This is a genomic window from Caballeronia sp. LP006 (assembly GCF_031450995.1).
Taxonomy (GTDB): domain Bacteria; phylum Pseudomonadota; class Gammaproteobacteria; order Burkholderiales; family Burkholderiaceae; genus Caballeronia.
Genome location: NZ_JARTVW010000003.1, coordinates 684,488 through 705,304, shown reverse-complemented (window position 1 = coordinate 705,304; position 20,817 = coordinate 684,488). Strand labels below are relative to the sequence as shown.

The following is a 20,817-nucleotide window of genomic DNA, read 5'->3' as shown; positions in this document are numbered from 1 at the left end:
TTGGACGCGGCCTACTTGAACACGCTGCGATACTTCGCCACGTTCGCCTTGGTGACGATGGTCACCGGAACGGAGATGTTCTTCTCGACCGGTTGCTTCGCGATCAGCTTGAGCGCGGCGTTGACGGCCGCCTTGCCTTCGCCTTCCGGGTCCTGCTGCACCACGGCCACGACAAAGCCCTGATCGATGCCCTTGATGGCCTGCGCGCTCAAGTCCCAGCCGAAAATCTTGACGCGATCCGTCGCGCTTTGCGCCGACACGGCGGCCACGAGACCGATCAAGGCCGGTTCGCCGGTTGCATAAACGACCTGCATGTTCGGGTTGCCGGAGATGAGATTTTCGGCGGCCGTCTGCGCCTGATCCTGCACGTTCTGGCCATCGACCGTGGACACGATCTTCGCATTGGGCGCGCCCGCGAGACCGGACTTGAAGCCGTCCAGACGCACGTTCTGAATGTACGAATTCAGCGCACCGACCACGCCCACGCTTGCCTTGCCGCCAAGCGACTTCTTGACGTAATCGGCCGTGTAGGTGCCGATGTCCTTGCCGACCTTGAGATTGTCGACACCGACTTGCACGTCGTTATCGCCGTTCACGATAGCGTCGATGGTGACGACCGGAATGCCGGCCTTCTTTGCTTCGGCAATCGCCGGCTTGATCCCGTTCACGTCGATGGCGACCACGAGAAGCGCATCCACCTTCTGCTGGATGTATGTCTCGATGGCGTTGTTCTGCGCGTTCGGGTCATTGTTCGAATTGAAGATGGCGAGGTCCGCACCCGCGGCCTTCGCGGCCTTTTGCGCGCCCTCATCCATCTGGGTGAAGAAGAGCGCTTCCTGATTGATCTGGACCAGCGCGATTTTCTTCTTGTCGGCGGCGTGCGCGCCGCCCGATAGTGCAATCAGCGATCCGGCGGACATCACGGCGACCGCGGACATGATCCGGCGTGACAGCATGGCGTTCATCACAGCTCCTCCATCGCAAAGGCGCAGAACGAGCGACTCGTCGGCTGGTCCTGGCATGGTTGAAACTTCAGAGGGCGCGGATGAAAACGCGCCGCTTTGTAAACCGGTTTACTTAGGCTACGGCCGACGCCCCTTTCGTGTCAACCGGTCAAAATTAGAATTTGCGTGGAGGGGCGTTGACGCCGAGTTCAGCGCAAACGTGGCGGCGCGACGGACGCGCGTTCGATCAGACTCACGGGCAGCCGCCGCACGGCGGACGGTCCGCCGCCCGAGAGACGCGCAAGCAGCAACTCGACGCCCGTGCGGCCGAGATCGCGCGCGGACTGCCGAAGCGTCGTGATGGGCGGCATCAGCAGGCTCGCAAACTCCATGTCGTCAAAGCCGACGATCGACATATCGCGCGGCACGTCGATGCGTCGATCGCGCAGCGCTTCGAGCAGGCCGACCGCGAGGTAATCGCTCGCCGCGAAAATCGCCGTGGGCGGCGACGGCAGCGCAAGCAGACGGCCGAGCGCCGTCGCGCCGAACTCGCGCTCGTACGAGCCGAAACAAACGAGCGTTTCATCGAATTCGATATTCGCCTGCGCCAACGCCCGTCGATACCCTTCGCAACGCTCCTGCACGGTAAAAAGACCGAGCGGGCCGCTGATATGAGCAATGCGCCGATGCCCCGCCTCGATCAGATGCTGCGTGGCGAGATAGCCGCCCTGCACGTTATCGACGAGCACTTTGGGCACGTCCGCGCCCGGCACGTCTTCATCGATCAGGACGATATTGCCGCGCGTGCCGATGAGCGTGCGCAGCGTGCCGTCGTCGGGACGGTTGGAGACGAGGATCAGGCCGTCGAGATGCTGGATGTCGAGCCAGCCGACATACAGCGATTCGCGAGCGAACTGGTTGCGCGTGATGCACAAGGACAGACCGTAGCCATGCTCGGAAGCGGCCAGCTCGACTTCGTCGGCGATCTCCGCGAAGAAAGGATTCGCCACGTCCGGCATGGCCAAGCCGATAGTCTCGCTGCTGCCGAGGCTCAGGCGCCGAGCAAGGCTGTTTTGCCGGTACTTCAACGCCGCGATGGCGGCGTCGATGCGTTCGGCTGTGTCCGGCGGCAACGCGAGGCTGCCGTTCAGGTAGCGCGATACGGTCGCCTTCGAGACCTTGGCATGTTCCGCCACTTCGCGAATCGTGGACACTTTGGGCACAGCGCGTTCCGGCTTGGAAAAGCCTGAGTGTAGCCTCGTTCTCGCGCAAGCCGTCATCGAGGCATCGCGAACGCGCGCTTGTGCGCCTTATTCCTGCTTGGCGGGAAGCGCCGCATACGCGCCGTCTTGCGTATCCCAGCCGCCGCCGAGCGCCTTGTACAACGCGACGAGATTCGTCGATACCGTCGCGGTGCTGTCGACCCATTGCTGCTCGGCGGTGAGCAACGCCTTTTGTGCCGTCAACACGTCGAGGTAGCTCGACAGGCCACGAATGTAGCGCTTGTTTGCAATGTCGAGCGCGCGTTTGGACGCTTGCACGCTTGCCTCCAGGCGATCGCGGCGGCGCTGTTCGGCGGCGAATCCCGTCAGCGCGTCATCCACTTCCTGGAATGCCGACAGCACGGTCTTGCGGTACGTGATCGCCGCTTCCTGTTGCTGAGCTTCCCGCAACGCGAGCGTCGCACGCAAGCGGCCACCCTCGAAGATGGGAAGCGAAAGACTTGGCCCCGCACTGTAGCTGCGCGCGCCCCAACTACCGAGATTCGTGAATTGCGTAGCCTGAATGGCGACGCTTCCCGACAGCGTGATCTTGGGGAAGAAGTCCGCCTTCGCCGCGCCGATGCTCGCCGTTGCCGCATGAAGCTGCGCCTCCGCCTCGCGGATATCCGGCCGCCGATGCGCCAGTTCCGATGAAAGCCCGACCGGCACGCGCGGCGGCGCCATCGGCACGGCGGATGGCGGCGACAGCTTCGCCGCAAGCGCTTGCGGATACTCGCCAAGCAGCACGCCGATGGCATTGATCAGCTTCGCTTCCTGCTGCTCTTCCTGCGGAATATCCGCGGCATTCGATTCGGCCTGGCTCTGCGCATTGGCGACATCGAGATCGGTAGCGAGTCCATGCTTCGCGCGCTCCTCCGTGAGTTGCACGGTACGCTCTGCAAACGCCAGATTCTCTCGCGTAATACGCAGCTTTTCCTGCGTCCCACGCAGATTCAGATAATCGCGCGCGACTTCGGCGGCGGTCGAGACGATCGCATCGTGCCGCGCCTCGTTCTGCGCTTCGACCGTGGCGCTCGCGCTTTCCGTCGTGCGTCGCACGCGGCCCCAGAGGTCGAGTTCCCACGATGCATCGAAACCATACTGATACAAATTGAACGGCGGCAGTGCGTTTTGCGCCGCGCTCGACGTCGGGACACCGCCTTGCCGTCCGCCGAGCCCGTTCGTATCCGTGGCCGATGACCCGCCGCCGCCCAGCAAGCCGATGACGCCATCGGCGCTCTGCAGCTCGCGCGTGTAGGAAGCGTTGCCGTTGAGCGTCGGAAGCTCGTCGGCCTTCGTCTGGCCAAGCTGCGCACGCGACTCCAGGAGCCGCGCCGCCGCGACCTTGATGTCGAGATTGCTGTCCATCGCGCGCGTGACGAGCTCGGTCAGCACGGGATCGCCGAAGCTGTTCCACCATTGCGGATCGACAGGTTCGGGCACCGCGACCGACCGGTTAGCCTCGCTCGTGGACTGCGTTTCGGGCCACGGCGCCGGTGTCTGCAATGCAGGACGCTGAAAATTCGGGCCGACCGTGCAGGCCGACAGGAAAGCGACAAACGGAATCCATCGATAATCAATGCGCATTGACTTGTGCCCCCTTCGGCAGCTTCGGCAACAAGATACAGACGGGACACAGCACGAGTGATATGACGCCGAGCATGATGAACACGTCGAGATAACTCATGACGGACGCCTGTTGCTCGACCCGTCCGGCGATGGAGCCGAGCGCATTCACGAAGCCGTTATACGGCGTGATGTGCTCGGCGAGCCGTGCATGATGAAACTGATCGCGCCACGCCAGTTGCGTCGTCACGAGCGACACGCCGAAGCTGCCGCCGAGATTGCGCATCATGTTGATGAGCGCGGATGCGTTGTTGTTCTCTTCCGGCGGAATGCCGATGAACTGCACGGTCGACAGCGGAATGAAGAGGAACGGCAGCCAGATGACCTGATAAAGCCGCGACAACGAGACATCCCAGAAGCCGATGTTCAGATCGAGACCCGCCGAATGCAGTAACGCGACGCCCGTGCCCGCAAGCGACATCATCACGAGCCATTTGGGCTGGAACACGCGCCCGGTCACGATGCCCGCCACGGGCATGAAGAACAACGTGACGAGACCACCCAGGCCAAGTGTGAGGCCGGCGTTGGTGGCATCGTAGCCAAGCAGTTCCTGCGTGAATTGCGGCAGAATCTGCGTCGTGCTGTTGATGATGAACCCGAACGCGAACATGACGCCGCAACTGATGGCGAATGCGCGCGACTTGAAAAGCCGCAAGTTCACGATTGGTTGCGCGGTCGTCAGTTCACGAATGACCAGCGCCACCAATGCGACGCATGCAACCGCCGCGAACGAGCAGATGAAGTTCGACGAGAACCCGTCCTCGCGCTCGAATTTATCCAGCACGATCTGCAGGCAGCCGAAGCCGACCGCCACCAGAAAGAAGCCGAGATAGTCGATGCGCAAGCCTCGGTCGAGCAGCGCGCGACGCTCTTGCTGAACGAGCTTGCTGTCGCTTACGAACATCCACGTCAGGACGAGCGACACCATCCCCACCGGCAGGTTGATGAGGAACACCCAGTGCCACGAATAGTTCTCGGTGATCCAGCCGCCAAGCATCGGTCCGATGGCGGGCGCCGTGACGACCGTAAAGCCATACAGCGCAAACGCCATCGCGCGCTTGTCCGGTGTGAACGTGTCCGCGAAAATGCTCTGCTCGACCGGCGCGAGACCGCCACCGCCCAGTCCTTGCAGCACGCGAAAGACGATCATCATCGGCAGCGAGGTGGCGAAGCCGCACGCCACCGAACTGACCGTGAACAGGAACACGCAGATCATGTAGAAGCGCTTGCGCCCGATCACGTTCGCAAGCCATCCGCTGATAGGCAAGACGATTGCGTTGCTCACCAGGTAGCTCGTCGTGATGTACGTGCTCTGGTCGAGACTCGCACCGAGTCCGCCCGCGATATGCCTGAGCGCCACGTTCGCGATGGTCGTGTCGAGCACTTCCATGAAGGTGGCAATCGACACGATGACCGCGATGAGCCACGGATTGAAGGGCCCCGCCGCCGACCTCGGCAATACTGCGTGCGTAGCGGCCATGTCAACGTACCGTCACGCGCGGACTGACGGAGAGACCCGGCGCGAGCGGCATGTTGCGCCAGTCGTCGCCATCGAAGACGATCTTCACGGGCAGACGCTGCACCACTTTCACGTAATTGCCCGTGGCGTTTTCCGCAGGCAGGCTGCTGAACACTGAGCCCGTACCGCGTTGCAGACTCTCGACATGCGCATGGAGAACCTTGTCCGGATAAGCATCCACGGTGACATCCACGGGTTGTCCCACGTTCATGTGAACGAGCTGCGTTTCCTTGAAGTTCGCGGTGACCCACATCTCGTCGGGCACCACTGCAACGAGCGCCTGTCCGGGCGTCACGTAGTTGCCAAGGTTCACGGTGCGGCGCGTCACCTTCCCTGCCTGCGGTGCGACGACTTCCGTGTAGCTCAATTGCAGCTTCGCGTTATCGACATCCGCATGCGTCTGACGCACCGATGCCTGAGCGGCGTCGATCTTGGTACGTTGCGACGCGACCTGCGCTTCGCCCGCCTGAACGGCCTGCTTCGCGCTATCGAGCCTCGCGAGCGCGCTCTTGGTGGTCGCCTGACTCTGTTCGAGTTGCTGACGCGTGATGGCGGCCGGGTCCGTGCCCGTATAGCGCGCGAGATCCTGTTGCGCCTGCAGTAGATCGGCCTGCGCGACGCGCACCTGCGCGGTCTGCTGCGCGAGATTGGCTTGCTGATACCGCAGGTCGGCATGCGCCTGCGCAACTTGCGCAACGGCATTGGCTTCCTGTGCCTCGGCTTGTTCGAGCTTCACTTCGAAGTCGCGTGGATCGATGCGCAAGAGCGGCTGATTCTTTTCGACGTGCTGGTTATCCGCCACCAGCAATTCGATCACGCGACCGTTCACCTGCGATGCAATCTGGCTTTGATTGCTGTCGATGAACGCGTCGTCGGTACTCTCGTAGTGCCGGCTATGGAGCCAGTACGCAACGCCTCCAGCCACACAAATCAGTAATACCGTTCCGCCGATGAAGGCATTCATGCGCTTGCGCTTCGGGCTCATCGGCTTGGACGTTTCCTCGCCCGGCTTCTTGTCGGCTTGCTCGCGGTCGCCTTCTCCGGCATCGCCGGAGGGCTTGCTATCTTCGCTTTCACTTCCGGCCATTGCACTCTCCCAACCAATATTGAGATGCATTCTACAATAGAACGGAACGGTATCGTTCTTTTTTTAATAAGCGGCGTCTGTGTTAATCTTGCGCTGGAGATTTATGCAAGGATCAGCCGTGAAACGCACGATGAAAGATGGCAACGGACATGCCTCCCTATGCCCCATAGGAGCCATGTTCTCGCGCAAGAAAGGCCGTCCGTCCAACGCGATGGCAGGCGATGTGGAAGAGCGCATTCTGGACGCGGCGAGTACCGTCTTTCTGCAGCAGGGTTTCGCTGGAGCGTCGCTGGAGCGCATCGCCGAGGCGGCGGGCGCAGGCAAGGCAACGTTGTACAGTCGGTATCCGAGCAAGGAAGCGCTCTTCGCCGAAGTGGTCAAACGAAATTGTGAGCGGTGCTTGCGTCCCGTGTTCGAGGCGCCGCAATCCTCTGCTCTCGTCGAGCAACTTGAAGGGGTGACGCGCGCGCTCGTCACACGCTTGCTCGACGACGAGGTGATCGGGTTGATCAGAGTGGTGGTAGCGGACGCGCCGCGATTTCCGTCGCTGGCGAAAATGACACGCGAGGCGGGGCGCCTGCGCGGCATCGACGCGGTAGCGAGCTTGATGGCGGAACATTCGCAAATTGCGCGCGACGCCAGTGCGCGCGCTGCCATCAAGCGCAATGCGTTGATCATCGCTACTCAGATGCTCGATGCAATCGTTCCGCCCATGCTCATGAGAGCATTGATGGATGAAAACCTCGATGATCTTCGCAACGAGATCCGCTCGCATGTCAAGCGGACTATCGCTGTATTCGTCGCGGCGGGTGCGCTGAATGCGTTCTTATAGAGGCACGCAGTAGTCGCTCGACCCCTGCTTTGCATCGACGAGCAACTTTCACACGACTTCAAGCGGCGCCTTTATATGTCATTGAGCGCACGGATAGCCGACCTTCCCCGGTCATACGGCTTGGGTCCGATGACATGATCGTACAGGGCTCATTGCTCCTTCTTGAACAGGTCCTGAAAGATCAACGCCGCCCAATGCTTGTCACGGGCCTGCACGAGTTGTCCGCCTTCGGCGAGCTTGCCGAGACTGACCGGCGCATAACCGAGCCGTTCGACGAGCGCCGCGACGGTTGCATTGGCGCCCTCATCATCGCTCGATAAAAAGAGCACTCGGCGTCCCGCTGAAGTCGCGGGTTCCTGCGCAAGCAGGCGCGCGGGCAGATGGTTGAACGCCTTGACCAAATGCGCGCCCGGCAGCGCCTTCGCCACGACCGCCGAGGAAGGCAGATCGTCCAGTCCGTTTAGCGGCACGCCATAGGCATTGGTGGCGTCGATGACGACTTTGCCTTGCCAGCTAGCCATAGCCTTGGCGACATCGCGATGCGCCCAGAACGGAACCGCGAGAATGATCACGTCGGCCTTGAGCGCGTCCTGCAACGTCATAGGTACGATCTTGTCGCCGAGCTCTTGCGCGATAGGTGCGATGGATTCCGGCCCGCGCGTGTTCGCGACGCCTGCCGTGATGCCGCTGCGAGCGAATTGACGGGCAATCGCGGCGCCTACGCTGCCGCTCCCGATGATCGAATAAGTCATGAGAATTCCTTTTTTGGTTGGTCACGAGTACGTCGTTGCTTAAGTAGATCGTGTCAGTGCGTGAACGATCTGGGAAGACGGCATATCGAGATACAATCCATCACGCTCGGAGATGGATAGCCGCCATGCTCGATGGAATATCGCTGGACCAACTCAGAACCTTTATCGCCGCCGTGGATGAGGGCAGCTTTTCGGCGGCGGCGCGAAAACTCAATCGCGTTCAGTCGGCGGTAAGTGGCTGGGTCGGAGGATTGGAAGATCAAACGGGCGTCATTCTTTTCGAGCGCTCTGGACGATTCCCGAAGCTCACGCCAGAGGGCGCGTTGTTGCTCGCGGACGCTCGCAATATCGTCGCCGGGGTGGATGCGTTGAAGGCGCGTGCGAGGCTCATGACATCGGGCGTGGAAGCCGAACTCTCGGTAGTGGTCGACGTTTTCTTCCCGACTGACGTGATCAGTGCAGTCGCAAAGGCCTTCGCCGAGCAGTTTCCACTGACGCCGCTACGTCTCTTCGTCGAAGGACTGGGAGCGGCTTATCTACCCGTTCTCGGCGGCCGATGCAGTCTCGGCATACTACCGCCGCTGCCACAGGCATTTTCATCGCTGACGAGCGAGCGGCTCGGCGACGTGCCCGTGGTCGCGGTGGCTTCGGCGCAGCATCCGCTTGCAGCCATCGGTCGCCGAATAACACGGCGTGAGCTTGGCCGCCACGTTCAACTGGTGCTGACCGACAGATCCGATCTCACGGCAGGTCGCGACTTCGGCGTGGCCTCCGCTTCGACCTGGCGCTTGGCGGATTTGTCGACCAAATATGCGTTTCTAAAGGACTGCGTGGGCTGGGGAGGCATGCCCTTGCATATGGTCGAAAAAGACATCGCCGCAGGGACGCTGGTTGTTCTCGATACGGACGAGATGCCGCCCAGCGGCTGGCTTTTGACGATGTCCATCTTTCAGCAGCCTTCGCAGCCGCCCGGACCGGCAGGCAAATGGTTCATCGAACGATTGAAGACTCAGTGGCAAAGTTGATGGTTCAAACGGCCGCTCGGGCTTTCAACGAGTCGCCTGGTAAGCGCTGCCAGTTCCGCAATCCGTGCTGACCGTACGGATCACACGCCCGGCCTGCATCAACGTGATGCTGACCTTGCAAGCCTCCCCTTTCGCCGATGACACGGCAAGCGTCGAGACCGCTCGGCTCTCGCCGCCGCGCAAGTGCAAACTGCCCGACTGCGACACGTTCGACGTGCCCGACGCGCCCGACTTGAGCACGTGCAAGTCGTAGTCGAGGCCGGTGTCGTACACGCTGACGACGTACGGAGCGACGCGGATCGAACCGTTGGCGGAAGTGACATCGAAGGACACGGCGACATCGGAGAACGCGATCATGATTGGCTCCTCTCAGGCAAAGCGCGTCTGAATGGAAAAGCACCCGGCGTGGTGGCTGTGAATATCGACCGGCACCACGCGGGGTGAAGGAAAGCATCGATCAAACGGCCGGGGGCTCGGCCGTTCGAGTCGAACCCATACAACGATCTTAACTACGCCCCTTAGTGCTGAGCGATCGTCGTCGAGTTGTGGATGCCTGTTTGCGTCACGGTGGCGATGTTGCCTGAACCGGCTTGCGTGACCGATGCGTAATTGCTTCCGCCAACTTGCGTCGATGCAATGCGGTTGCCGCTGCCCGATTGCGACGAGTACAACTCGTTGCTCACGCCATCTTGCGATGCCAGCAGCGTTTCTTCCATCCCGGCCTGATACGCCACCGCATTGTTGCCGCTGCCATGCTGGAGCAGATCGAGCTTCGAGCCGAATGCGCCGACTTGCGAAAGGCCCGCCGTGTTGACGGCCGTGCCAGTCGAAACCTGGGTCGACGTGATCTCGTTGCCGCTGCCGTTTTGCTGCAACGTACTGACATTGTTCACGCCTGAGCCACTTTGCGACACGGTCGCGCTCGAACCTGCTTCGCTCACCTGCGAAACCGAGGCCTGACTCTTCGAGCCCATCTGCGACACCGTGACGTTGCCGCCTAGCGCAAGCATCGTCGAGACGGCCGCGTCGTTATTCGAGCCGGTCTGCGAGATGGAAGTCAGGTTGGCCGCCGACAAAGTCTGTGCGACGTTTGCCGTGTTGCTCGGACCGGTTTGCAGAATCTGCGTCGTGTTGCCGAGCGCGCCGAGTTGCGAGACCGTTGCCGTCTCCAGCGAGCCATGCTGCGCGATGTTCGTGGTGTTGTCGTAGCCGAGCGTCTGAGAGACCGTTGCGTTGCCGCTGGCGCCATCTTGCTGCACATTCGTGTTGTTACCCGACGACGAAGCCTGGCCCACCGATGCCACGCCAAGCGCGCCGGTCTGGCTGATGATCGTCGTGTTATCCGAACCGACATTCTGCGCAACACTCGCCGAATTCACACCGGTCTGATAGATCGAAGTCGTGTTGCCGGTGCCATTGTTCGAGTTCACGTTGGCGGTCGAACCACTCACGAAGCCGGTCTGCGTGATGTTGACCTTGTTCTGCACTTCGCCCGTCTGCACGACCGACGCCTTGGCGGCGGTCAGCACACCGCTCTGATCGATGTTCGTCGCATTGCCCGCACCGCCGCTCGTATTGACCGATGCGTTGTTCAGCACACTCGACTGGTTGATTACAACTTTGTTGTCGCGTGAGCTCGATTCGGTGACACTCGCGCGGTTGCCGGCCGCGATAAGGCCGCCCTGCTGCGATATTGCGACGTTATCGCCGTTCGTGTCCTTCTGGTCAACCAATGCATTGTTGTATGTACCGGTCGTGGTCACGGTGACGGTGTTGTTGATGGCTTCGGCGAACACGCTCGACGAGGCCAGTGCCAGAAACCCCATTGCAACGACGGATGCTTTGATCTTCATGATTGGTCAACCCCTTATATGAACCAGTGAACGATGGTTTCGTGCTTGTGCTTTTGCTTTCTTTTCAGTGGTCCGGCCTGCTTGGCATTTTCATGGTGTGCACTTGCCGCCTTTCCCCTGCTGCTGCCGCTACTTCACTCGTCGTTTCATCGAATGGCTGCTCCTTGATTCGTTGCTCGTTGTTGTATGCTTATCGGGCGATCACCAACGCTTTTGCTCCGTTACCCGTTTGCTGGACCTGAATGCCGCTGCCGGCGCCTCCTTGAATGATGGTTGCCTGATTACCGTTGCCGCGTTGCGCCACCGATGCGTCGTTGCGAGACCCGTATTGCGTAACCGACGCGTAGTCGCTATTGCCTCGTTGCGTCACGCTGGCCGTGTTGTATGACCCCGATTGCACGCCGACATACTGATTGCCGTTACCTGACTGCACGAGCGACTGCCAGTTCTGCGTCCCGGTTTGCTGCGACGCCGCCACGTTCGCCACGCCAATCTGATTGATGGTGATCGCGTTGACGCCGGTTTGCCGGGCCTGCACCATGTTCGCTGAACCCGTCTGATTCACCGTCGCGCTTTGGCGGCTCACCGTGAAAGCCGGCTCCCCTGCACCGAAATCCGAGATGAAGGACAGGTCAGCGGCACTCGCGGTCGACGCAACAATCATAAGCATTCCGTATATTTTATAAGCGAGCGACTTCTTGATTCTTTGGTTCTTCATTTACGGCTCCTGATGCGAGCTACTAATCGCGTGCGCCGGAATCAACCGCCCGACGATGCCTTTTCCGGTTCGACCTTCGTCGGGTCATACGAGGTGTTGACCTTGTCCATATCCGCGACGTAGTTCTGGTTTTCCTGCAGATAACGCTGAACTGTCCGGTCGTACCAGTCCTTGTCGTCCTTGAGCGCCCAAGTCTGGTTCTTCAGTCCCTGCACGATCAGATGAACCACTGCGGATTCGATCGCTTCCTTGACGCATAACTGCGCCGGCTCATTGCGCGTCAAGCCTGCTTCAGCCTGGAGCAGATCCTTGAAGCCAACGAACTTGTAGACGCCGACATCCACTTGATACGAGTAGATGGTTTTGGTCGTCGAGACGCTATTCAGGATTTGCCCGTTGCGTATATCGACGGTGCGTAAGTTCACGGTCACCTGATCCACGCGATATTGCTGCGAGCCGCTGATCCCGAGATACGCCACGCCCGCGCCGCCGGTCTTCACATTCGAGTCGTACGCCACGATCCCGCCTTCGAGGATGATGCTGGCCGGCGCCAACGCGCCGATCTGCGGAATAACGCGGTTCTTGTCGTCCGGTGTTTCGAGCGCGCGCATGATCTTGCGTTCGGTCAGCAGGTCCTGAAGATTCTCGCGCTCGACCGGCGTGAACCAGCCGGAATCGCGCATGGCGGCAACGAGGAACGACGCTCCACCTTGCGTAACCTGCGATGAAAACGAGCTGTCGGGTGACGGCTTGTACTGGCCGGTCAGATCACGAAAGCCATAGACGGCAGCGAGAACGCGGCCCTTGGGCGGCGGCAGATGCACGAGGTCGCGGGTCACGCGCGTGGGCGGCGTGAGCGTCGCGTTGCCCGCCACATTCTGCGGCGATACCGCGCAGCCCGAGAGCGTGAGCACGGCGGCGCTGACGAACGCGAGCGTTGCCCGGAGTGCAAATCGGTTCATGATATTCCCCGTGTATTGCTGTTTCTTGTTGGTATCGATCTGGATGACGGCTGGTCGCAGCCCTCGCTCCAGCATTTGGCGAAGGCTGCGTTACTGGCCGCCGCTCACCACGAAAGTCGTTGAAGCACCCGAGGACTTGTCGGTCGTCGTCACTTGCAGATTGCCGTTCGCTATCTGCGCGATGTTGATCGAGAAGTTGCCCGTGTTGATGGTGCCTGGCTTGAGCGATCCATCCGTGCCCACGATCGAACTCGTGACCGAACTCGCCACGCGTGACAGAATGGCCTGCTGCAACTGACTGTTGAATTGATCGAGCGTGGACTGCGAACTGGTCAGGCTCGCCAGACTCGGGTCCTGATGCTTGTTCTGTGCGGTCGCCTGATCCATGAGAACAGGACCATTCGCGGGATTCCCGCCGAAGGTCGGATTGATGGGCTCGTACACCAGCGGCGAGGCATACGCTCCGCCGATCAGTCCCGCGTTGGCAATGGCGGTAAGCAATATCCGCGTGAAGGTCTTTTGGTTAGTCATCCCGATTTCCTCGAACTCTCTTTTATCGTTTGAATGCTGTCTTTGTCTTTCTGCTACCCTATGCCGCGACTTACATTTCATCCGATGCGAGATCGGCTTCATGAAACAGTAGGCGCGATATATCCGCCTGCAGCACTGTCTGCAACGCGCTCGCCGCCGCGCTTTCGGCAATAGGCCGCACGTTCGCCCGGGCAATAGGCAAGAACGCCTGAAACACGCGACGCTGATCGTATTCGACCCAGACCAGACTGCCGTATCTTGCAGAGGGACGCTCATGGACCGACACGTTATAGCGTTCGCTCATCGGCATCTGCGTCCATGCCTGAGCAAAAAAGTTATAGAAGTCTTCGCCTACCAGCGTCACCGCGTCGTTGGTAACGATCCCGCCAAACGTATCCACGAGTGGAGATCTGGCATCCGGCTTGGCGGGCAATGTGTTGCTGCCCGTGATCGTCGACTGGCGGCTGACCGTCGCACTGTCGGTGAGTGCAGGCGACGCCGCTTGCGGCCGGACCCTCGTAAGCGGACTCGGCGTCGGCGGGTTCGGCAGCGTGACGAGCGCACGTGCTTCATTACCCGAAGCGGAGCCATGAGCGCTCGACGGCGAATCGGCGTCCTGCGCGCCTTGAGCATATGCCGCGTTATCGACCATGTTGCCGAGTAGCGCGGCCGTGGTCACGAACGTCATCGACGCGACCCAGAACTGCGACATGCGCCACGCGCCCTTCGTCGAGATCCTGTTTGCATCGCCGTCGTGTCGCATACGAGCCTCTCGTCGTCATTCCTGCAAACTTCGTTTGGCCGAAGCGATGCAGTGGTATGGAACGCATTCTGGCGGATGGCGATGGCGGATGTCGATGGGTCAAATGAACACCTCTCGCTGCCATGAAACTTCCGCGACTCGTGTCGCGGGGAACACGTTACGGTGTTACGAGAACGCACGTGAGCGGGCGTTTGAGACGCTCGTTCGGTTGAGTCGATCGTCCTTAAAAGCCGCTGCGCAAACGTTAGCGACCGAAAGCGGGACGTTCGTGGCTGAAACAGTTTTGGTCCACCTGGTTCAAATTCGTGCGGATTTCAACTAGCGGTGATCGGCTTGTTGGAAACCTCTTGTCCAACACGGCTTCGCAGGATTTGGCATACAAATTGCCTCTGCCTGGTCGATGCAAAAGTGCCAACGTGATGGCTCCAATGCCGGCCTAAAAAAACACCGAAGGGGATGAAATGCTGGAATGTATCGTGGCATCGGAGATGAACGTGGCGGTTTCGATCAACGCGCAGGAAGCGATGTCGGACGCTCGGACGGTCAAGGCCGTCGCGCTCGAAAGCAGCGATGCCGCAGCGCTGGTCGATTATCTGTTCAACGAAGAGACCACGGTCGTCGCCGTCGATGCCGATCTGAACGTCATGTGCAAGATGTCGAACGCGTTGGCCCTACTTGGAGACCAGGGTGGTCTCGCTATCCGCAATGGACAGCTCATGCATCCGAACGCGAAGGCCTACGAAGGACTCAAATCTAGCGTAGCGAAGACGCTGGCTTGCGGTCAGTGCAGCACGATCGTCGTGACTGGAGCTTGGGGACATGCGTGGCATATGGTGATCACGCGCGCGGACGATCTTGTGCTTTCCTCACGGCCGCGAGCGGTATTGCGCATTGAGCGCCGTCATATTTTTCGCCGGCCGGAGGTAGCGACACTCCAAAGTGTGTTGGGCTTATCGCAGGCTGAAGCGCGGATGCTGTGCGAGTTGATCTGCGGTCACAGCGTCAATGAATGCGCAGCGATTCTTGACGTGTCGATTGCGACCGTACGCAAGCACCTTGCCGCAACGCTCAAGAAAACGTCCTGCTCGCGTCAGTCGGAATTGATGCGGCTAGCGAGCATCGTGACGTAACGTGCAACTTGGTGAACGTGACCATCGGTTGAATGGGAACGGGCCTCAACGCTTACCGAACAAGAAAAGAAAGAGCCCAAAGGCCCTTTCTGACTCGCTTTACTTCGGGTGACTTGCAATGAAACTCTTGACTGCGGTGAAGGCAGGCTTTTGCGTCTTGCCATCGCTCGTCATAAGACCGTATGCGCCTTCGCTGTCGTCGTACATTTCGAAAGCCTGAATCGACTGGATGTTGTACTTTGCCGCGTTGTTGTAAAACTGCTGCATCATCAAGCTGCCGGTGAAGTACGACGCGATTGCCGAGTACGTACCGTAGGTCGGACGCACACCGTACTCGTTGATCCAGACCGGTTTGCCAAACGAGTTCAGCACGCCGAGGATGTCATGGCAACCTGTGTTGCCGCAAGCGTGGGTCATGTCGCCCTGGTCCGAGTACCAGTGCCATGCCGTGATGTCCCAGCTGACAGTCGGGTGACCATGCGTGCCGTCCGGCTGCGAGCCGTCCGCAAGCATCTGAAAGAACGCGGTGTGCTTCCACGTGCCGTCGACGATGATCTTCGCCGAGCTATTGACCGACTTCACGCCCGCGATCATGCCGCGAATCAACCCGCGTGCGACCGTGAACGGCTGATTGCTGTAATGGTTCCAGACGTTGCCGTCGTAGTTACCAGAGAGCGTGTTTGCTTCGAGCTCATTGCCGACTTCGTAATACGTGTAGTTGTACGTCTGCGCCGTCTGCTGGCCCATCGTGTAGCCCGCGTTATAGGCGGCCTGCTCGCTGTTGTAGTTCAGGCCCAGCAGCATCACCGGATAAACCTGTACGCCGCCTGCCGCAAACTGCTTTGCGACCGTGGCGAGAACCTTCGCCGATGCCTGGCTGTACACGTCGTTACGGTAAATCTTCACACCGAGATTTTGGAGTTGCGAAAGCTGCGTTGCGTACGACGTGGTGTCATACGCGCCGCCGTTCGTGATGTGGCCGTTTGCGCCGTAGAAGATGGAACTGGTGGTTGCGGCCTTTTCGGTCGATTGCGGCGTGGCGGCGGACTTGTCGACTGCGGCATCGACTGCGCTTTCGCCGCCGCCACCGCAAGCTGCAAGCAACGTGGAAGCGACCAGAGCAGTGGCAAGCGCTGCGGCTTTAGTTTTCGACAGAACTTTCAGGAAATGGGAAGACTGATTTTCATTCATGTTAGTTTGCATAACTAATTGCCGGGCTAGCGCCCGCACATGTTTAAAAGGTTGCCGGCACTTCCGCCGACAGCTAGCACACAGTTCGCTAGTTGCGAGGTTCGCCGTAGCACCACGTCGACTTCGCGACGAGTCACGGCTTTCCGCGGCTTGCTTTGTACTCAGCACGTAAGCAAACGATTGCTTTCGATACTGCAGGAACTGCCGATCGAAGCTACCGAACGTAAGACACAAGAAACCGCGTAAGATGTAGCAACTATTACCGTATTCGGCTGTACGATTTTCCTGTTTAAAGCAAGATGTGCCGAATCGGTGAGAACGGAAGCAAGGTTATCGTCTTATGAGATGACTGTAAATGTAAAATTAAGAAAAAAATGCGTTAATTTTTCCTGGCAGTGAAACAAATACCGATTGATATGAAGTTTCCACTTCGAAAGGATGGTGGCGGTTTCAGGGGTGCAAAAGGTGGACGCAGTTGGTCTTAAAGGCGTTGTGCGACATTGCGCGATCGTTGGATCGACGCGTAGCCCGTTAGAACTGTCGAGAGCGCAAAGGGGTTAGGCGCTAGCGTTGAGTCGCGAGACGTTGCCATGTGTGATGGAATCGACGCGACAGGCCGACGAGTTTCGCTAGCGCAGCTGCTTAGAGGATCGCTAAAGACAGCGACCCTTATCGCACTTCTTAGGGGAAGAAATTCGGCCGGGCCATTTGCGATAGCCGGTAATCTCAGGCTCTCAACCGTCCGCAACGGCTAGAGCGTTACTCTAGAAGCAAAGCGCAATGTCCGCTGTCATCCCGATGCTCGAAAGCTGGGTAACAAAGTTAACTAAGCGATACTTCTTAGCGGCCTCTCGATACCATCGCGAAGCGTCGTGATGGCAAACGGCAAAGTGGAATCGCATGCGCTATGCATGCTGAATGGATGACCCGCATTAAAGGGCCGTTCGAGGCTCGACATGCAGGGAGCGCAATCCTCGGGAAACCGGTGAACATCGCTGCAAACGTGCTATCTCGTCATGCAAACGCGATGCCGGAGTCCTCTCCCGGCCGGGTGCGCCTGAATCGTTGGGGCGCCGCCTTCCTGCGACCCGATCACGAGTCGGTGAGGATGCGAGAACTCCGCCACGCTCATCAAAGCCCGAATTCACTGCCACCGCAGATACGGCTCACCAAAGCCTGCGGCCATGACCGGACCCCACGAGGTGCCGCTATCGAACAACATGCCAACGATTGGCGACAAAGGGCGTGATGAACAAAGCGTCGACCGTGATTTCATGCTGTCGTCACTCGCAAGGAGCTTAACGCCGACGCGGATTCGATCGTGTCGAGTCACAGAGCCGGCGCGACGGTTTAGCACGCTGATTTGGATTCCCAACTTTTTAATTCGCGCTTCATTGGCAGGGCTGCTTTGTGCGCTCGCTTCGGGAAATACTGAGAGGATGAGTTCCAACATAGTGCACGCCGGATCAGGATTCAACCGAAGTCGCCGTCGAGGCTCGACGCAATCAGCCTGATTCATCGCCGCCAATATCCAATAAGCCGCCTCGCGGTTTAAACTTGCGCTCGCCGCTTCGCGACGTAGGATCGCGAACCGAACATCAGCTTCTTCCACGGTGCACAAAGATGAGCCGAATGCAAAGCGTTGTCGACGTACATGTCCTGTTCAAGAACGATAATAACGAATATCTCTTCATTCAGCGCGCAAATACTGGCCATAGAGACGGTCAGTATTCGCTGGTCGCCGGTCATCTCGAACCTGGGGAATCCATCGAGGAATGCGCGATCCGCGAGTCGAAGGAAGAAGCCGGCGTGAGCATCGCGCCAGGTTCTTTCGACTTCAAGTTGGTGATGCGACGCGATTCGGAACAGAACCGAATAAGCTTCTTTTTGACATGTCGTTCTTGGGAGGGCGTCCTTGCGAACATGGAGCCGCACAAGTGTTCTGCGTTTGTTTGGGCGCCGCTGGACCATCCGCCTGAGCCGACCGTCGACTACATAGCCCATGCGCTTGAAAATATTCGCAACGGCGTGATACTGGCTGATTTCAAGCCTTAATTCAGCGTGCTAAAGTCGGCGGTGTCTCAGCCGGATTCACGAGGCGCCAAGTCAACGTGGCCGACAACAGCATGAACAATGCAGCCACGACGAACAGCGCTTGATACCCTTTGGCGAAACTAATCGCACCGAGTGCATGCAACGCGGCATCGCTCCAGCCTGGCAAGGTTGCGCTCTGAAGATGCCCTGCAGTGATATCCACTACGAGATGAAGGCGCTGCTGCGAATCGACGGAAGGCATCGAATTCGTAATGACATTTTGGACACGCGCAAACATCACCGCGCCGAGCATCGCGATTCCAATGACGAGTCCGGTAAAACGCGTCGTGCCCGACACACCCGACGCCATGCCGGATCGCTCCTTCGGGATCACGGTCATCGAAACCTTGGTCGTCTCGCCGTTGAGCATGCCCGCGCCGATGCCCGTCACGACCATGCCTACGACAAGAGGCGCATAAGCAAGCATGGTCACGACCGCCGCGAAACAGACGAGCCCGATGCACACCGTAAGCAACCCGAGCGTAAGCAACGCGCGCCCTGTCAGGCGATGCGCGAGATGACGCGACACGAGACGCGGCACGATAAAGAGTGGCCCGACCATCGGCAGCATCATGAGACCCGCGCTCGCCGATGTCGCGCCGAGACCGCTTTGAAGAAAGATCGGCACGAACGTCAGCATCGTGAGCATGCCGATGGAAAACGCAAACTGCGCGAGCGTCGCACCGAGAAACGTTCGATTGCGGAAGTACGATAGATCGAGCATCGGCCGCGTCTGACGTCGCTCGACAATGACGAACAACACGAACAGCACGCCAGCGCCCACGAATTCAGCGATGATCCAGCGATCATGCCAGCCGCGCCGATTGCCTTCGATAAGCGCAAGCGTCGTTAGAAAGAGCGCCGTTCCGAAGCATGCGACGCCTGGCAGGTCGAGTCGCATCGAGTGTGGATCGCGCGACGATTCGATCACGCGCAAGATCAACGCAAGCAATACGACGCCTATCGGCACGTTGACATAGAACGCCCATTGCCAGCCGAACGCCTGCGTGATGAGTCCACCGACCACCGGACCGCTCGCGATCCCGATGCCCACTACGGTGCCCCAAAACGCGAACGCTCGCGCCCGTGCTTCGCCGTGGAATGCGTGCGACAAGGTGGCGAGTGCGGCGCTCAATTGCATGGCCGCACCGGCGCCTTGCAACGCGCGCGCGGCTATCAACATCGGCAAGTTCCATGCGGACCCGCATAAAAGCGATGCGAAGGTGAACAACATCAGCCCTGTAACGAGCAAGCGCTTGCGTCCGAAGCGGTCGGCGAGCGCGCCTGCTGGCATCAACAGCGACGCGAAGCTCAACATGTACGCCGTGATCACCCACTCGATGCCCGCGAAATCCGCATGCAGCGAGCGCGCAATGGAGGGCAGCGACACCGACACGATGTTCGCATCGAGCTGCAGCATGAAGGACGGCGCCGAGGTGCAGATGAGCACGAGCCACTCATGCCGCTTCGTCGCGGCGGCCGGTCTGCTTGCGAGTGAGCGATCCATGCGGCGCGCTCCTCAAACCGCGTATTGCGCTATGCCGTTGCCGAACGACCAGTTCTCTTTCTTCACTTCGACCAGGTTGATGAAGACGTTCTCAGGCCGTATGCCCGGCGCTGTCGAGAGTCCCTCGGCAATTGCGCGGTAGAGCGCTTTCTTTTGATCGGTGCTACGTCCTTCGTTCCACGTGATTTGGATGATGACGAGGTCGTCGTCGCGCGCAATGCCAAAATACGTCGGATCGAACATGAAGTTGGCGTCTTCATGCTCGTTGATGACCTGGAAGCGGTCGTTCTGTGGCACACCGACACTGAGCATCGCTTCATAAACGACGAGGCCGATCTGCTGGCAATAGTCGGCATCCTTTCCCTTCTTCAAGTCGATACGAACAAACGGCATGATGGAGCTCCATTTGATGAGGACCGGTGCGGCAAATTATCAGCATATGCTTGCAATCTGTCAATTGCCTGCATATGCTGATAATGGAATAATGACTCTGCAGGAAACTTCGCAGAGGAATGAGTGATGGCAACGAAAATGGCGGCAAAGAATGTGAATCGCGGGCGACCCGGTTGCAGTTGCACCGCACTGCGCAAGGCCACGCGACGTATTTCACAACTCTATGACGCGGCAATATCGCCAAGCGGCCTGAAAATCACGCAGCGCGCGGTGCTCGCTCAGATCGGGCGATCGGAGCCGACCAACGTCGGCAAGCTCGCTGCAGCGCTGGTAATGGATTCGGGCGCGCTCGCGCATACGCTCAAGCCGCTTGAGCGTGACGGCTTCATCTCACTCGCGGTGAACCCTGACGACAGGCGGCATAAATCGATTGGTCTCACGCCCGAAGGACGCGAGAAGCTCGCTGAATCCGACGTTCTGTGGCGTAAGGCGCAAGCTATCTTCGATTCATCATTGGGCCGCGCCGAAGCCGAAGCACTGCGCGGCGTGCTGGACAAGCTCTTATCGGATGAATTTGCGGAGCGCTTCGAAAAGGACATGCAACGCTAGCGGATAAACGCTAACCAGG

Annotated in this window: 20 protein-coding genes and 1 pseudogene; 6 read left to right on the top strand and 15 right to left on the bottom strand. The window is 59.4% G+C overall.

Annotated features, from left to right (window positions below):
* Positions 1-11 precede the first annotated feature (11 nt).
* The 5 genes from P9250_RS07825 to P9250_RS07805 all read right to left on the bottom strand — a co-directional run bounded on the left by P9250_RS07825 (position 12) and on the right by P9250_RS07805 (position 6,438).
* Positions 12-965 (bottom strand): substrate-binding domain-containing protein, encoded by a 954-nt coding sequence (locus P9250_RS07825; protein ID WP_310392196.1) that lies wholly within the window; start codon positions 963-965, stop codon positions 12-14.
* Positions 966-1,153: 188 nt separating this feature from the next.
* On the bottom strand, positions 1,154-2,167 hold the full coding sequence (locus P9250_RS07820; RefSeq protein WP_310392192.1) for a LacI family DNA-binding transcriptional regulator: 1,014 nt from the start codon (positions 2,165-2,167) through the stop codon (positions 1,154-1,156).
* Positions 2,168-2,254: 87 nt separating this feature from the next.
* Complete coding sequence (locus tag P9250_RS07815; RefSeq protein WP_310392190.1) at positions 2,255-3,793, bottom strand: efflux transporter outer membrane subunit; 1,539 nt, start codon at positions 3,791-3,793, stop codon at positions 2,255-2,257.
* Positions 3,783-5,312, bottom strand: a complete 1,530-nt coding sequence (locus P9250_RS07810; RefSeq protein WP_310392187.1) for a DHA2 family efflux MFS transporter permease subunit — start codon at positions 5,310-5,312, stop codon at positions 3,783-3,785. Before P9250_RS07810 ends, P9250_RS07815 begins: the two co-directional genes overlap by 11 nt.
* A gap of 1 nt (position 5,313) precedes the next feature.
* Positions 5,314-6,438 carry an HlyD family secretion protein gene (locus P9250_RS07805; RefSeq protein ID WP_310392185.1) on the bottom strand — a complete coding sequence of 375 codons (1,125 nt, stop codon included), beginning with the start codon at positions 6,436-6,438 and terminating at the stop codon, positions 5,314-5,316.
* 103 nt (positions 6,439-6,541) lie between these two features.
* Between P9250_RS07805 and P9250_RS32595 the strand changes: the two are divergent.
* Both P9250_RS32595 and P9250_RS07800 read left to right on the top strand, forming a co-directional pair.
* Positions 6,542-6,802 (top strand): annotated as a pseudogene (locus tag P9250_RS32595) (TetR/AcrR family transcriptional regulator); the annotation flags it as partial.
* A 45-nt stretch (positions 6,803-6,847) separates the two neighbouring features.
* Positions 6,848-7,270 carry a TetR/AcrR family transcriptional regulator C-terminal domain-containing protein gene (locus tag P9250_RS07800; RefSeq protein ID WP_310392761.1) on the top strand — a complete coding sequence of 141 codons (423 nt, stop codon included), beginning with the start codon at positions 6,848-6,850 and terminating at the stop codon, positions 7,268-7,270.
* A 149-nt stretch (positions 7,271-7,419) separates the two neighbouring features.
* Here the strand turns inward: P9250_RS07800 and P9250_RS07795 are convergent, their stop codons facing one another.
* On the bottom strand, positions 7,420-8,022 hold the full coding sequence (locus tag P9250_RS07795) for an NADPH-dependent F420 reductase (protein ID WP_310392183.1): 603 nt from the start codon (positions 8,020-8,022) through the stop codon (positions 7,420-7,422).
* Between the two features lie 125 nt (positions 8,023-8,147).
* On the opposite strand from P9250_RS07795, the gene P9250_RS07790 reads away from it, so the two are divergent.
* Positions 8,148-9,047 (top strand): LysR family transcriptional regulator, encoded by a 900-nt coding sequence (locus P9250_RS07790; RefSeq protein WP_310392181.1) that lies wholly within the window; start codon positions 8,148-8,150, stop codon positions 9,045-9,047.
* Positions 9,048-9,071: 24 nt separating this feature from the next.
* Here the strand turns inward: P9250_RS07790 and csgH are convergent, their stop codons facing one another.
* The 6 genes from csgH to P9250_RS07760 all read right to left on the bottom strand — a co-directional run bounded on the left by csgH (position 9,072) and on the right by P9250_RS07760 (position 13,874).
* The gene (csgH, locus tag P9250_RS07785) at positions 9,072-9,404 is read right to left on the bottom strand and encodes a curli-like amyloid fiber formation chaperone CsgH (protein WP_310392180.1); all 333 of its coding nucleotides are present in this window, start codon (positions 9,402-9,404) and stop codon (positions 9,072-9,074) included.
* A 161-nt stretch (positions 9,405-9,565) separates the two neighbouring features.
* Positions 9,566-10,900, bottom strand: a complete 1,335-nt coding sequence (locus tag P9250_RS07780; RefSeq protein WP_310392178.1) for a hypothetical protein — start codon at positions 10,898-10,900, stop codon at positions 9,566-9,568.
* A 190-nt stretch (positions 10,901-11,090) separates the two neighbouring features.
* The gene (locus tag P9250_RS07775; protein WP_310392176.1) at positions 11,091-11,564 is read right to left on the bottom strand and encodes a hypothetical protein; all 474 of its coding nucleotides are present in this window, start codon (positions 11,562-11,564) and stop codon (positions 11,091-11,093) included.
* 95 nt (positions 11,565-11,659) lie between these two features.
* The gene (locus P9250_RS07770; RefSeq protein WP_310392174.1) at positions 11,660-12,580 is read right to left on the bottom strand and encodes a CsgG/HfaB family protein; all 921 of its coding nucleotides are present in this window, start codon (positions 12,578-12,580) and stop codon (positions 11,660-11,662) included.
* 90 nt (positions 12,581-12,670) lie between these two features.
* Positions 12,671-13,111 (bottom strand): curli assembly protein CsgF, encoded by a 441-nt coding sequence (locus tag P9250_RS07765; protein WP_310392172.1) that lies wholly within the window; start codon positions 13,109-13,111, stop codon positions 12,671-12,673.
* A gap of 70 nt (positions 13,112-13,181) precedes the next feature.
* Positions 13,182-13,874: a CsgE family curli-type amyloid fiber assembly protein gene (locus P9250_RS07760; RefSeq protein WP_310392170.1), complete on the bottom strand. Its 693-nt coding sequence runs from the start codon at positions 13,872-13,874 to the stop codon at positions 13,182-13,184.
* Between the two features lie 461 nt (positions 13,875-14,335).
* Here P9250_RS07760 and P9250_RS07755 point away from each other — a divergent pair, with 461 nt between their 5' ends.
* Positions 14,336-15,004: a LuxR C-terminal-related transcriptional regulator gene (locus P9250_RS07755; protein ID WP_309847085.1), complete on the top strand. Its 669-nt coding sequence runs from the start codon at positions 14,336-14,338 to the stop codon at positions 15,002-15,004.
* Positions 15,005-15,103: 99 nt separating this feature from the next.
* On the opposite strand, the gene P9250_RS07750 is transcribed toward P9250_RS07755, so the two are convergent.
* Positions 15,104-16,195, bottom strand: a complete 1,092-nt coding sequence (locus P9250_RS07750) for a lipopolysaccharide biosynthesis protein (protein WP_244832454.1) — start codon at positions 16,193-16,195, stop codon at positions 15,104-15,106.
* 1,623 nt (positions 16,196-17,818) lie between these two features.
* Here P9250_RS07750 and P9250_RS07745 point away from each other — a divergent pair.
* Positions 17,819-18,250: an NUDIX domain-containing protein gene (locus tag P9250_RS07745; RefSeq protein ID WP_310392167.1), complete on the top strand. Its 432-nt coding sequence runs from the start codon at positions 17,819-17,821 to the stop codon at positions 18,248-18,250.
* A gap of 1 nt (position 18,251) precedes the next feature.
* Here the strand turns inward: P9250_RS07745 and P9250_RS07740 are convergent, their stop codons facing one another.
* Positions 18,252-19,796 carry an MFS transporter gene (locus tag P9250_RS07740; RefSeq protein ID WP_310392165.1) on the bottom strand — a complete coding sequence of 515 codons (1,545 nt, stop codon included), beginning with the start codon at positions 19,794-19,796 and terminating at the stop codon, positions 18,252-18,254.
* Between the two features lie 12 nt (positions 19,797-19,808).
* Positions 19,809-20,189 carry a tautomerase family protein gene (locus P9250_RS07735; protein WP_310392164.1) on the bottom strand — a complete coding sequence of 127 codons (381 nt, stop codon included), beginning with the start codon at positions 20,187-20,189 and terminating at the stop codon, positions 19,809-19,811.
* 126 nt (positions 20,190-20,315) lie between these two features.
* Between P9250_RS07735 and P9250_RS07730 the strand changes: the two genes are divergently transcribed.
* Entirely contained in the window at positions 20,316-20,798 is a 483-nt protein-coding gene (locus P9250_RS07730; protein ID WP_310392162.1) for a MarR family winged helix-turn-helix transcriptional regulator, read from the top strand.
* The last annotated feature ends 19 nt before the right edge of the window (positions 20,799-20,817 follow it).